Raw genomic sequence first — 12,374 nt, 5'->3', positions numbered from 1 at the left:
TTAAAGGAATAAAAGGGATCGGTTAAGATGTTAATGGAGGGATATGGTTATACAGTTGGATATTCGAGACCTGATAGAGGAGTTCGAATGGGACAATCAAGAACATATGCATTATTTATCTGAAGTGATAAGTAATTTTAAAAATTATGTAAAATCAATTAAACCCTAATTTATGAATCGAATATATATAAGTTTAGTGGTTAGTATTGTGTTGTCTTCTTGTGCTTATTTAGATAGTAAATTTTGTGCTAAAGTCACTCCAATAACTTTAGCAGAAGATTACTATCTTGTCTTGAATAAGAAACCAGAAAAATGGTCAGGTGATGGAACATGGTATTATGATCTAGTTGGAAAGGATTTGAATACACAAAGAGATACTTTAATTAAAGTGTATAACTACAGGTGGCACGATGGGTTTACATATTATTGGGATAAGGGAGATACGCTTGTTAAGAAAAAAGATTCTTTAATTGTAGAGATACGAAAAAAAGATACTATTTATTTTATGGAATGGCAGTGTGGTAATCCTTTGATTAATGGTGTTTCTTTTAGAGATTTTAAACATCCCAAATAAAACAATTAGTACAACCCCCAATCGCTCGGATTTAACGTCGTTCAATTCGACTAAAGCCTTGGGTGCAGTCCGTGCGAATGAATTATAGAATACAAAACCCGATCGCGCGGATTTAACTTCGTTCAATTCGGCTAAAGCCTCGGGTGCAATCCGTGCGCCTAATTATAAAAGAAAACCCGCTTTCTATTAGCGGGTTTTCTTTTATAAAATAGCTTGTAATTTTCTTGAATAAGTCGCTTTCAACTAAATAAAATCTTACTTTTATCGAAACAGATGGTTGAGTAAATGCAAGGTTGAGTTCGCACGAGCAAAAGAAGGAGTAGATTTGGTTGAATGGGGATTCGTTGGCGGAAGAGTTCCCAGGATGGAATCCGTATCATTATGTACACAATAATCCTGTTAATTTGATTGATCCAACGGGGATGAGTGCGGAAAAAGGAGACGGACATTATTTTGGAAGTGATGGAAAAACATACTTAGGTACAGATGGAAAAAATGATAACAAAGCATATACCTTAAAAGGAGGTTTAAAACCCAATTTAAATAATAAGCCAGTTAATTGGGGAGGAAGATTAGATGCTAAACATGCTGAAGCATTAAGAAGTAATTCTACAGAAGGGATTTTTGATACAAGTAGAGTTATTAATACTCTGACATCCACAATCAAGCGAACAGGAAGTGGAGGATTTGACCCAAGTGTAGTAGATGGCGCTGTAATAAATGCGCTTAAATACAATTTACCACAAGGATTACAAGATGCAGGAGATGTTATTGCTTTGAGTGGATATGGGATGACTATAACAGGAGTCGGTGCTGGTATTGGTGTGGCAATATTTAGTATAGGAGGTGCTATGTTAGGAGTTGGAGCTGGTATGGAAGCGATAGTGAATATTGTTGATCATAATTATGGAGAAGTAGGTTAGAGCGTAGCATTTACAACTGGAGATGAACTGCTTAATGCAGGGATGAATAAGGTTATTCCAGGTCCTAAAAATGATTTAGGGAAAGAAATTCTTAAACAAGGAGCTTCTTTAAAGTTTAAAATAATTGAGAACGAAGTTAAAAAAAGAAAATAATGGAATTAGTTTATTCTATCCTATGTATTTTAGGAGGTAGTTTGTATTTGGCTTATTTATTTAGAAAAAAAAATGAAGAGTCTAACTTTTGGGATAAGTCAATGGAAATACGTGGATATATTGGTGGTATGATATTTCTTCTTATGGGAATAGTAATGCTGTATAGATTTTTTTTTGATTAAATAGCTACAAACCCCAATAAGAAGTACTTAACTTCAAGCCGTTCGGCTGAAGCTTTGGGGTTAGTGTGTGAGTATAGGTAGGAGATAGTTTGTATGAGGTTGAGGTGTAAAAAGGCACGGATTGCACTCGAGGCTTTAGCCGAACTGAACGAAGTTAAATCCGCGCTAACGGTTATTCTCGATCATAGACAATAGAGTTAACACCAGAGCAAGATAGACTGTTTGATGACTATCAAAGTCAAAAAGGACATAATTTAAGAGACTCTATTAGAAAAGCATATTATTATAACGTAAGTTCAAAATGATTTTTAAAAAAAAGAATAGTATTTTTATTATAGTTATATCATTTGTTTTTATACAGTGTGACAATAAAACGATAATAACAAAAATTGAAGATATCGATAGCAAATATAAATTTACAGCTATTGAAAGGTTTAATTTTGATAGGGACTCTTTATATCCATATGTTGAATTATTTTATTTAAGTAAGTATAAAGATTCAGTGTATGTCATTGGTACAAAAAAAATGAAAGATTATACAATTAGATCGAGAGGATGGTCTTATAGAGACAATAAAGTTGGAGATTGGTACTATGAAAAAGTATATTCAAATCAAAAGATTAAGGCTGATAGTGTTATTAATTTTGTTTCTTTTTGTGGGGAATATGTAATTAACACAGTAAAAAAATTTCAGAACGATTCTTTAAATAAATTTGAAGGGTATACCTATGATCTTAAATTTAAGAAGGATATTAGAGTTAATGATACCGTAGATATTAAATTAGAGTTTGTATACGATACAATAATGTTTAAAAGAATTAGTAATGAATTCTATATATTTAAGCCTAAGTCTTTGAAAGACTATTGTGATAGTTCTAATTACGTAATAGACAGTTTTCCTATTGTTAATAATACTGCTAAAATGAAGTTTCAGGTGGATGAGATAGGAGAAATTAAAATTTTAGGTTATTGTTATTTGTTGAATAAACGAAATGCTAATGATACTATAAAAAGAGCACAGAAGATTTTTACTGAAATAAATTTAGAAGTTAAATAAGATCTAAAACCCGATCGCGCGGATTTAAGGTTGCAATCCGTGCGCCTAAATTATAGAATACACAACCCGTTAGTCTTTCGATTAGCGGGTTTTCTTTTATAAAATAGCTTGTAATTTTCTTGAATAAGTCGCTTTCAACTAAATAAAATCTTACTTTTATCGAAACAGTTGGTTTTTTAAATTCAAGGTTGAGTTCGCGCGAGCAAAAGAAGAAGTAGAGGTGGTTGAGTGTGGATCCGTTAGTGGAAGAGTTTCCGGGATGGACACCGAAAATCAATTATAAACAATAAAATCCTTAATCCTCTTTAACCAAATTACTCTGCAGTATGCTGTGAGCGCGGGATGCGACCCTTCGTTGCCTCAGGGTGACATACTGTGTGTGGGTATTGAGTATGCTCAACGCCCGTCATGTCATTTCGACGAAGGAGAAATCGCATCTGTTACTCAACGCCTGTTACTCTTGCTCGTCATTCACGCTCGTCATGTCACCTCGACGTAGGAGAAATCGTAGCGCAGCGTAGATTCATCGAACTCCAAAATAAAATCGAAACGTAGTGAAAATCGTAACGCAGTGGAGATTCATCGAACTCCAAAACAAAATATAAAATAGGTGAGATATATTCATCGAATACCAAAACATAAACCTAATGAGATAAATATAAACTCGGTGAGATAGGTCGCATCTGTTACTCCACAGTATGCTGTGAGCGCGGGATGCGACCCTTCGTTGCCTCAGGGTGACATACTGTGTGTGGGTACTGTGTGTGGGTACTGTGTGTGGGTACTGTGTGTGGGTACTGTGTGTGTTCAACACCCGTCATTCACGCTCGTCATTCACGCTCGTCATGTCACCTCGACGTAGGAGAAATCGTAGCGCAGCGTAGATTCATCGAATACAAAAACAAATATAAACTCGGTGAGATAGGTCGCATCTGTTACTCAACGCCTGTTACTCCGCAGTATGATGTGAGCGCGAGATGCGACCCTTCGTTGCCTCAGAGTGTTCAAATTATCTACAACTTGTGCAGAATACAAAACAAATTTAGGACAAGAGGTGAATAAAGAGGAAGAAGCGTGTGCTTATATCGTGTTATGAGATGTAAGTGATTGTTTTTGAGTGAATTGCGCTTTGTTTTTTTATGTTTTGTTTAATGAAAAGGCAGTTTTTCTGTGTTTTTTTATAAATTGAGTTGTAATTGTTTTAAAAAGGATAATTTTTTAATAATAAAACGTGAATATTTTTGCTTTTATTGATTGATAATTGATTGTTTTTGCTTTGTTTATAATAATATTATTTGTTTTTTATGCAATTGTTGATATATTTGCAATGTATTTAACGATATAAAACTAAAAAAAATGATAGATTCAATTGTTTTACATTTGGAATCATTGAAACAGGACGATTGGTATGAGGAGTTTTTAGTTTTGTTGGAAAAAGAGAAACAGCTAGGAAAAAACTACCTCTTATTATCGTCGATTCCAGTAGCCTTACACTATCGCTTGATACAAGAAAATTATACGATTAAGCGCATAGAGAAAACGAGTAGACACTTCTTCTTTTTTAAAAAGACGGAGTATTATTTTGAGGTAAGTCATGAATGAGGAATGGGGAAGGAGTAGAAAATAGTGAATGGTGTTTTTTAATTTATACATTATGCATTATTTTCTACTTAGGAATGGTTATCCTAAATAAGGTATAGGGCGTATGATTAATAAAAGATAAAAAATGATCACAAAAGGCTTAGATAAATCAAAATACAAGTGGAATTGTAATGAAATATTGTTAGTTTTTTGTTAAAGTGGTATTTTGTTGGTTTTTTTGTGAATTTATTACAAATCACCTTATTTTCTTGAGAAAAACATTGATTTTATCGTTTTATTTGATATATTTACAACATCTTACTAAAACGAAAATATTAATAAAATGTTAGAATCAGCATTTGAACAATTGAAATTGTCAGAATGTTCTGATGATTTTGATCAGTTTTTACTCTTACTAGAAAAAGAGAAAAAGCAGGGACAGAATTATGTTACTTTGTCAACACTGCCCAAAGGCTTACATTATCGCCTAATCCAAGAGGATTACATCATCAAAAGAGAGGAACGCACAGTAAAACGCTTCTTATTCTTTAAGAAAAGTGTGCTCTATTATGTGGTAAGGCCTTCAAAATAAAATTTGTTTTTGTTTACACCTAGGTAAATAAGGAAAAAGGAAAATTCGAGGTATTTGAACAAAATTGGAGATTCTTAAATTGTTATTACCGATCCTTACTATGATGATCTTATAAAATAAGATATATCGAATGATCTTGTACCGTATTTATCACACCTGCTCTGGCTTACTTTCCTAGAGCGGGTTTTTTTGTGAATAGTCTAATTGTATTTGATTCTTCTTTCTTAGTTGATAATTAATGATCATACAATGACCTAAATGCAAAAAACCATCCCTCTGTAGGAATGGTTTCTTTTTATTTGATATTCATCGGTAAGCGTAGAGCTGTAACCGTATACTATCGTTTTTCTTACATGGCGATTACTTTGCCATTTTCTTTTTCTGCTACTTCTTTGCGCAACGAACTGCTAGAAAAACGGTGATCTCTAGAATTGAAATACAATTCGATTCCCTTTTCTTCACAGTATTTTCTGCCGGTGAAGTTTTTCTCCGCATATTCATCTCCTAAAATTCTCACATGAATATGGAAAGCGCGTAGGATATCTTCTAAGTCTTGTTCAGTGGTATACGGAACAATCTCATCTACAAATTTACAACCTTTCAGTTGGATATAACGCTCTACTACAGTTTGAGTAGGTTTGTTCTTTTCTGGTCGGTCAATGGTAGGATCAGTCTGTAATCCTACGATTAAATAATCACATTGGCGTTTTGCCTCTTCTAGCATCTTGATATGGCCTGCATGTAGCAAGTCAAATGAGCTAAATGTAATACCAATTTTTTTTGTTGTCATAGCATTGGGGTTAAAAGTTTATTGTTGTACAAATGCCTTGGTAAGATGCAATACAATACAGAAGAAACTTTTATTAATCTGCCAAATTTACAAGCTTTTTAACCTAACTTCCAAATGATTTAAGGGAATATTAGCTTTGTTTTAGTAATAAAGGTTGTAAATAGGCATAAAAAAAGCGTTTTTGTAATTTACTTAAAAAACGCCTTTTTTTACTTTATATTGTTTGAAATGCTAATCAAGTGAACTTTTTCCGCTATAGTAGCATTTTCTAGCTTCTAAGAATAAATAATACTGTACTCCAAAAAGGATAGAGGCAATCACTAAGTGAGCGGCTTGTGTGCCAAATGGGAAATGTGCATACTGCATTAATATACCCGTTAGAATCTCTAAAACTAAAAGAATAGCAACCCATTTTACTTTAGAGAAACCTAGATTCAATTTGTTATTCAAGAAAAACAAATAGAAGTTGAGTACGAATACCAGTATAGAGAAACTACGGTGAATGTAGAAGTCTAAGGTAGGTGTGTTTAACCAAAGGTATTCATTGGTAATTCCTGCTTTTACTTGTTCATCTACAAATTCGCGAACCTGTGTTCCCAATACTACCTGAACCAAAGTTAACAATAAGGTAATGGCTGTTAGAGCGCGGAAAGTTGCATTGTATTTTTTTATTTCGGTTTTGTTTTTCGCCACTTTGATGATGTTAATCAACAAGGCGACAATAACCAAAGCCATAACCATGTGTACCGTGATTTTAAGTGGGTTTAATACCGAATAAACCACAGTTGCCCCCAACCACGCTTGGAATCCCATAAGGAATACTACAAGCCAAGAAGCGAAGACTAATTTCTTTCTGGTTTTCCAATAACCAAAGGATGCAATGGCTAAGGCTAAACACCCTATTCCTGCCACGGCACCACAAAGTCGGTTGATGTACTCTGTCCAGGTGTGTTTAGGGTTAAATTTAGCGTAGTCGTGTTTGGTGTACTTCTCCCAATGTGCTTCGTCATACGTTGATGGGGTGGTGAAGGTTTCTTTGGCTTTCCAAAGCGCTTCATCGTGAATAATCATTTGTCCCTTTTTGTATTCTCGGTCGGGCTGCCAAGTTAGTACTTCCTCGTCGGTTGGAGGAATATAGTAACCAAAACACTTCGGCCAATCAGGACATCCCATTCCGGAACCTGTCATTCGAACTGCCGCCCCTGCAAAAATCACCAGGTATACCAATACCAGGGATAGTTTTGCTAAAGGTAAAAAAGAGCTTTTCATAGTATTATTTATTTACAATTGTTAGTCCCATTTTAGTTGCCTTTTCAAGCATAAAGTCGTAGGCAGCCTGGTATTCATTCGGGATAACCCCCTCTAGAATAGCTTCTTTGATTGCCTCTTTCAACGTGCCAATCTCTCTACAAGGTTGTAGGTTGAACAACTCCATGATTTCTTCTCCTGTAATAGGTGGTTGGAAGTTGCGCACGTGATCTCTTTCTTCCACTTCTACTATCTTTTGGCGTACCATTTGAAAGTTGTTGTGGTATTTCTTAAATTTATTCGGATTCTTTGTTGTAATATCTGCCTCACACAAAGTCATCAAGTCCTCTACGTGTTCTCCTGCATCAAATACCAAACGGCGTACAGCCGAATCAGTGACTTCTTTTTGAGACAAAACAATGGGACGTGAACTCATCATCACCATTTTTTGCACAAATTTCATCTTCTGATTTAAAGGCATGTGCAAACGAGTAAAGATATTTTTTACCATCTTGCCTCCCAAAAATTCATGCCCGTGAAATGTCCAGCCTTGTTTTTTAGAAAAACGCTTGGTTGGTGCTTTGCCAATATCGTGTAATAAAGCGGCCCAACGCAACCATACATCGTCTGTATTGCGCGCAATATTATCAACTACCTCAAGGGTGTGATAGAAATTGTTTTTGTGCGTATGTCCTTCTATTTCTTCTACTTGATTTAGGGCAATCAACTCAGGTAGAATTAAGTGGAGTAATCCCGTTTGATATAGCAATAAAAAGCCTTTTGACGGAACTTCCGCTTGTAGTATTTTGTTTAATTCATCCACAATGCGTTCCCCTGAAATAATTTGAAGGCGCTCACAATTGCGTTTAATTGAGGCTAGCGAATCTTCTTCTATGACAAAGTTGAGTTGCGTAGCAAATCGAATGGCACGCATCATGCGCAATGGATCGTCAGAATAGGTAATATCTGGATCTAATGGAGTGCGAATGATTTTGTTTTGTAGATCCTCACTGCCGTTAAACGGGTCAATGAGTTGTCCATAGGTAGCTTTACTTAGCGAAAGGGCCAAGGCATTAATGGTGAAATCTCTTCGGTTTTGATCGTCTTCTAAGGTACCATCTTCTACTACAGGCTTGCGACTGTCAAAGTGATACGACTCTTTTCGGGCACCCACAAATTCAATGTCAATGTCATCATAGCGCAACATAGCCGTACCATAGTTTTTGAAAACCTGTACTTTAGGATGATTTGGCAATAAATTTGATACTTCTAAAGCTAAGGCAATGCCGCTGCCCACAGCCACAATGTCAATGTCTTTCTTTGAATCTCTTTGCAGTAAAAAATCGCGTACAAAACCGCCAATTACATAAGCGTCTACCTCTAGGTTTGCTGCCGCTTGGGTAATAATCTCAAAAATGGGATGTTGTAGTGCTTCTTTATAGGTTGGATGTTCTTGGGTCATAATGTCAAATGGCACAGCTTATTTGCGTATAATTGTTACCTGTGCGTTTTCTTTTAATTTAATGATAGTGGAAGGTTTGATTGGTTTGGTTTCCTCTTGTCTGAGGTTTACCACATAATCAACGCCTTCAAGAATGCGTAAATCGATGTCCATAAAGTTCTGAGGCGAAGGATATCCACTTAGGTTTGCCGATGTGGAAACTAAAGGAACCTTCATGCGCTCAATCAAATTATAACAAAATGGATCTTTGACAATGCGCATACCCAGTGAATTATCAGAGGCGATAATTTCGGGGGCAACCATTTTGGGGTTGTCTAAGATTAAGGTGGTCGGTTTATCGCTAAATTCGAGAATCTCCCACGCTACCTCGGGTATATTGTTAAATACGCGATGTAAAAGGCGATCGCCATTAACCAAGACGATCATGCTCTTGCTCTCCGCACGTTGTTTTAATTGATATATCTTTTTGATGGCTTCTGAATTTGTTGCATCACAGCCAATCCCCCAAATGGTGTCTGTGGGATACAAAATGATACCGCCATTCTTAATTACTTCGAAAGCTTTGTGAACTTCTTTTTGGATGTCTTCCATTTTAGTCTCCTTACAATAAAATTGGTTCTTTATTTGAAGGGCTTAAAAATACTAAAAAAATAGGATACACGGGAGCCTTGAGACAGAAGAAATACAGTAGCACTTTCAAAAAAGAAAGAATTATAATATTTTTAAGGGAAGTGCATCTTTTTTGGCTTACTTTTAAGACGCCTAAAATTAGTTATATTATGCATGTGAAAAGAAGAAAGGACTTTAATAAAGAAGAGGTATTAGCCATGTATGCTAAAGTGTGTAAGCACACTTTAATGGAGACATTGCAAATTGAATATATAGATGCAGGACCTGAGTTTTTAGTGGCAACGATGCCTGTAAACGAACGCGTACATCAACCAGCAGGTTTACTACATGGTGGCGCAATGGTGGCCCTGGCCGAAAGTCTAGGAAGTGGAGCATCTCTAATGCTCATTGATCCTACTCAACAAGAAATAAGAGGAATTGAAATATCAGCCAATCACGTGCGCAGCAAAAGAGCAGGGTTGGTCACGGGAACGGCTCGATTAGTACACCGTGGACGTACATTACACTTATGGGAAATTAAAATTACAGATGAAAATGACGTATTGCTGTCTGTCTGTAAGATTACCAATATTGTAATTGATAAAAATAAAGCGGAATGAGATTATACGAGACATGGACCCAACATATAGCAGCAGATAAACCCTATGTGCTCTATAAAAAACCAGGTCAAACCCAAGTCATCGGCTTGTTTCAACGCGATAATACCCTACACCAAGTAGAACATTTTACCGAATCTGGATTCATATTAGCGCCTTTTCACGAAGGCATTCGCTTTTATATACCCTTGGCTCATGCCGATAAGATAGAGGAAGAGATCCCTGTAGAGGCCGTTGATTTTGCTGCCTTTGATTTAGATTATGAGGCACAACCAGCTAAGGCTAATTTTGAGCATTTAGTTGGTCGTTGTGTAACAGCAATCAAAAATGGACAGTTTAGCAAAGTTGTCCCAGCGAGAAAAGAAGAAGTTGCTGTTGAAGTAACGGAAATTCAATCGCTGTTTACCAAGTTGCTGGTGGCTTATCCAGAGGCATTTTGCTATGTGATATACCACCCACAAATAGGTTTGTGGATGGGGGCAACACCAGAAACACTCGTGGAGTTAAAAGGTAAGGTATTGCATACCATGGCTTTGGCAGGTACGCAGGTAAATCACGGTAAAGATGAAGTGCGTTGGGGGGAGAAAGAACGAGAAGAGCAGCGCTATGTCACAGAGTTTATTGTAGAGAAATTACAGCCGTTGAGTACACATATTGAGGTGTCTGAGCCTTTTACTAAACGAGCCGCTAAGGTAATGCACATCTGTACGAATATAGAAGCAGAGCTGAAAGAAGTTGATGTACAAACAATCGTAGAAGCCTTGCATCCAACGCCTGCAGTTTGTGGAATGCCTAAAGATGTTAGTCGAGATTTCCTACTTCATGAAGAAGGATATTCGCGTAAGTATTATGCTGGTTATTTGGGAGAGTTGAATGTTCCGATCGCTGAAAATTCACAACATAGTCGCCTGTTTGTAAACTTAAGGTGTATGGAAATTGAAAAAGAACACGTAAATTTATATATCGGATGTGGTGTAACGGAAGATAGCGATCCAACGAGTGAGTTTATCGAAACCGTTAATAAATCCACCACGATGAAGAAAGTTTTATTTTAAGTATTAAGCATGAAAGTAGATATATTAGCCTTTGGGGCTCATCCAGATGATGTGGAATTGGGATGTGGAGCTACCTTAGCCAAAGAAGTTCACGGAGGAAAGAAAGTGGGGATTGTCGATCTAACCCGCGGTGAATTAGGAACAAGAGGAAGTGCCGAAATTCGCGCACAAGAAGCGGCAGCAGCAGCTCAGGTTTTGGGAGTAGTAGTACGTGAGAATTTAGGTTTTCGCGATGGTTTTTTTGTCAATGACGAGGCACATCAATTGGAAGTAATTAAAATGATTCGCAAGTACAAACCAGAGATTGTCTTGTGTAATGCGATTGACGACCGACATATTGACCATGGAAAAGGAAGTAAATTAGTTTCTGATGCTTGTTTTTTAGCAGGGTTGAGGCGTATTGAAACTGCGCTAAATGGAGTAGAGCAGGAGGAATGGCGTCCAAAAGTAGTGTATCACTATATTCAATGGAAAAATATTGAACCTGATTTTGTCGTAGATGTTACAGGATTCATTGATCAAAAAATGGAAGCGGTTTTAGCGTATGGTACCCAATTTTATGATGTAAACTCCAAAGAGCCCTCAACACCAATTACTTCCAAAAATTTCTTGGACAGTATTGTGTATCGCGCTCAGGATTTAGGGCGCTTGATTAATAGAGAACACGCAGAAGGATTTACAGTAGAAAGATATTTGGCTGTCAATCGTTTAGATGATTTGATGTAAAATTTTTCAAAAAATGCTTGCAACATAAGGAAATATGGCTACCTTTGCAAGCGTCAAAATAAGACAAATACGGTGGTTATAGCTCAGCTGGTTAGAGCGTCGGATTGTGGTTCCGAAGGTCGTGGGTTCGAAACCCATTAATCACCCAAAAAGAACTAGGTGAATGTATTGAAACACCTTAAAAAATATACACGGTGGTTATAGCTCAGCTGGTTAGAGCGTCGGATTGTGGTTCCGAAGGTCGTGGGTTCGAAACCCATTAATCACCCAAAAAGAACTAGGTGAATGTATTGAAACACCTTAAAAAATATACACGGTGGTTATAGCTCAGCTGGTTAGAGCGTCGGATTGTGGTTCCGAAGGTCGTGGGTTCGAACCCCATTAATCACCCTAAAAAAAGAGAGAATGAGTAATCATTCTCTCTTTTTTTATTATCGGTTATGAGTTATCGGTTATGAGTGTCATTCTCACCACCACACCCTCCTCACCAACTATCGGTTATGAGTGCCCTTCTCACCATCACACCAACTATCTCACCTAGTTTATATTTATCTCACCTATTTTATATTTTGTTTTGGAGTTCGATGAATCTCCACTGCGTTACGATTTTCACTGCGTTACGATTTGGTTTTAGTGTTCGATGAATATATCTCACCTATTTTATGTTTTGTTTTGGTATTCGATGAATCTCCACTGCGTTACGATTTGGTTTTAGTGTTCGATGAATATATCTCACCTATTTTATATTTTGTTTTGGAGTTCGATGAATCTCCACTGTGTTACGATTTTCACTACGTTTCGATTT

13 protein-coding genes and 3 tRNA genes are annotated in these 12,374 nt (G+C 36.6%); 12 read left to right on the top strand and 4 right to left on the bottom strand.

Annotated elements, in window-relative coordinates; genetic code table 11:
• The first annotated feature begins 172 nt into the window (after window positions 1-172).
• From HX004_RS13780 to HX004_RS13755, 6 genes are all read left to right on the top strand, one after another.
• Complete coding sequence (locus tag HX004_RS13780) at window positions 173-574, top strand: hypothetical protein (RefSeq protein ID WP_286443182.1); 402 nt, start codon at window positions 173-175, stop codon at window positions 572-574.
• A gap of 344 nt (window positions 575-918) precedes the next feature.
• Window positions 919-1,497, top strand: coding sequence for an RHS repeat-associated core domain-containing protein (locus HX004_RS13775; RefSeq protein ID WP_286443181.1), 579 nt, complete (start codon window positions 919-921; stop codon window positions 1,495-1,497).
• Between the two features lie 152 nt (window positions 1,498-1,649).
• Complete coding sequence (locus HX004_RS13770) at window positions 1,650-1,832, top strand: hypothetical protein (RefSeq protein WP_286443180.1); 183 nt, start codon at window positions 1,650-1,652, stop codon at window positions 1,830-1,832.
• A gap of 301 nt (window positions 1,833-2,133) precedes the next feature.
• Complete coding sequence (locus HX004_RS13765; protein ID WP_286443179.1) at window positions 2,134-2,889, top strand: hypothetical protein; 756 nt, start codon at window positions 2,134-2,136, stop codon at window positions 2,887-2,889.
• Window positions 2,890-4,245: 1,356 nt separating this feature from the next.
• On the top strand, window positions 4,246-4,491 hold the full coding sequence (locus HX004_RS13760) for a hypothetical protein (RefSeq protein WP_286443178.1): 246 nt from the start codon (window positions 4,246-4,248) through the stop codon (window positions 4,489-4,491).
• A 322-nt stretch (window positions 4,492-4,813) separates the two neighbouring features.
• Window positions 4,814-5,062, top strand: a complete 249-nt coding sequence (locus tag HX004_RS13755; protein WP_286443177.1) for a hypothetical protein — start codon at window positions 4,814-4,816, stop codon at window positions 5,060-5,062.
• A 349-nt stretch (window positions 5,063-5,411) separates the two neighbouring features.
• Here HX004_RS13755 and HX004_RS13750 read toward each other — a convergent pair whose 3' ends face one another.
• The 4 genes from HX004_RS13750 to HX004_RS13735 form a co-directional block, all read right to left on the bottom strand.
• Entirely contained in the window at window positions 5,412-5,852 is a 441-nt protein-coding gene (locus tag HX004_RS13750; protein ID WP_286443176.1) for an adenylyltransferase/cytidyltransferase family protein, read from the bottom strand.
• A 231-nt stretch (window positions 5,853-6,083) separates the two neighbouring features.
• The gene (locus HX004_RS13745) at window positions 6,084-7,121 is read right to left on the bottom strand and encodes a COX15/CtaA family protein (RefSeq protein WP_286443175.1); all 1,038 of its coding nucleotides are present in this window, start codon (window positions 7,119-7,121) and stop codon (window positions 6,084-6,086) included.
• A gap of 4 nt (window positions 7,122-7,125) precedes the next feature.
• Entirely contained in the window at window positions 7,126-8,562 is a 1,437-nt protein-coding gene (locus HX004_RS13740) for a CCA tRNA nucleotidyltransferase (RefSeq protein WP_286443204.1), read from the bottom strand.
• 18 nt (window positions 8,563-8,580) lie between these two features.
• Window positions 8,581-9,153 (bottom strand): L-threonylcarbamoyladenylate synthase, encoded by a 573-nt coding sequence (locus HX004_RS13735; RefSeq protein WP_286443174.1) that lies wholly within the window; start codon window positions 9,151-9,153, stop codon window positions 8,581-8,583.
• 188 nt (window positions 9,154-9,341) lie between these two features.
• On the opposite strand from HX004_RS13735, the gene HX004_RS13730 reads away from it, so the two are divergent.
• The 6 genes from HX004_RS13730 to HX004_RS13705 all read left to right on the top strand — a co-directional run bounded on the left by HX004_RS13730 (window position 9,342) and on the right by HX004_RS13705 (window position 11,959).
• Complete coding sequence (locus HX004_RS13730) at window positions 9,342-9,791, top strand: PaaI family thioesterase (protein WP_286443173.1); 450 nt, start codon at window positions 9,342-9,344, stop codon at window positions 9,789-9,791.
• Entirely contained in the window at window positions 9,788-10,843 is a 1,056-nt protein-coding gene (locus HX004_RS13725) for an isochorismate synthase (RefSeq protein ID WP_286443172.1), read from the top strand. The genes HX004_RS13730 and HX004_RS13725 overlap by 4 nt, the downstream gene beginning before the upstream one ends.
• A gap of 9 nt (window positions 10,844-10,852) precedes the next feature.
• Window positions 10,853-11,569 (top strand): bacillithiol biosynthesis deacetylase BshB1, encoded by a 717-nt coding sequence (bshB1, locus tag HX004_RS13720; RefSeq protein WP_286443171.1) that lies wholly within the window; start codon window positions 10,853-10,855, stop codon window positions 11,567-11,569.
• A gap of 72 nt (window positions 11,570-11,641) precedes the next feature.
• Window positions 11,642-11,715 (top strand) — tRNA-His (locus HX004_RS13715).
• A gap of 48 nt (window positions 11,716-11,763) precedes the next feature.
• Window positions 11,764-11,837: transfer RNA gene (locus tag HX004_RS13710), tRNA-His, on the top strand.
• A gap of 48 nt (window positions 11,838-11,885) precedes the next feature.
• A tRNA-His gene (locus HX004_RS13705) sits at window positions 11,886-11,959 on the top strand.
• The last annotated feature ends 415 nt before the right edge of the window (window positions 11,960-12,374 follow it).

The organism is Myroides sp. 1354 (genome assembly GCF_030324495.1).
Classification (GTDB): domain Bacteria; phylum Bacteroidota; class Bacteroidia; order Flavobacteriales; family Flavobacteriaceae; genus Flavobacterium.
Note: the sequence above shows the minus strand (reverse complement) of the source record. Positions and strands in the feature narration are given on the sequence as shown.

Coding starts and splice junctions, on each gene's coding strand:
- HX004_RS13780 (WP_286443182.1), top strand. CDS start 173: ATGAATCGAATATATATAAGTTTAGTGGTTAGTATTGTGTTGTCTTCT.
- HX004_RS13770 (WP_286443180.1), top strand. CDS start 1,650: ATGGAATTAGTTTATTCTATCCTATGTATTTTAGGAGGTAGTTTGTAT.
- HX004_RS13765 (WP_286443179.1), top strand. CDS start 2,134: ATGATTTTTAAAAAAAAGAATAGTATTTTTATTATAGTTATATCATTT.
- HX004_RS13760 (WP_286443178.1), top strand. CDS start 4,246: ATGATAGATTCAATTGTTTTACATTTGGAATCATTGAAACAGGACGAT.
- HX004_RS13755 (WP_286443177.1), top strand. CDS start 4,814: ATGTTAGAATCAGCATTTGAACAATTGAAATTGTCAGAATGTTCTGAT.
- HX004_RS13750 (WP_286443176.1), bottom strand. CDS start 5,852: ATGACAACAAAAAAAATTGGTATTACATTTAGCTCATTTGACTTGCTA.
- HX004_RS13745 (WP_286443175.1), bottom strand. CDS start 7,121: ATGAAAAGCTCTTTTTTACCTTTAGCAAAACTATCCCTGGTATTGGTA.
- HX004_RS13740 (WP_286443204.1), bottom strand. CDS start 8,562: ATGACCCAAGAACATCCAACCTATAAAGAAGCACTACAACATCCCATT.
- HX004_RS13735 (WP_286443174.1), bottom strand. CDS start 9,153: ATGGAAGACATCCAAAAAGAAGTTCACAAAGCTTTCGAAGTAATTAAG.
- HX004_RS13730 (WP_286443173.1), top strand. CDS start 9,342: ATGCATGTGAAAAGAAGAAAGGACTTTAATAAAGAAGAGGTATTAGCC.
- HX004_RS13725 (WP_286443172.1), top strand. CDS start 9,788: ATGAGATTATACGAGACATGGACCCAACATATAGCAGCAGATAAACCC.
- bshB1 (WP_286443171.1), top strand. CDS start 10,853: ATGAAAGTAGATATATTAGCCTTTGGGGCTCATCCAGATGATGTGGAA.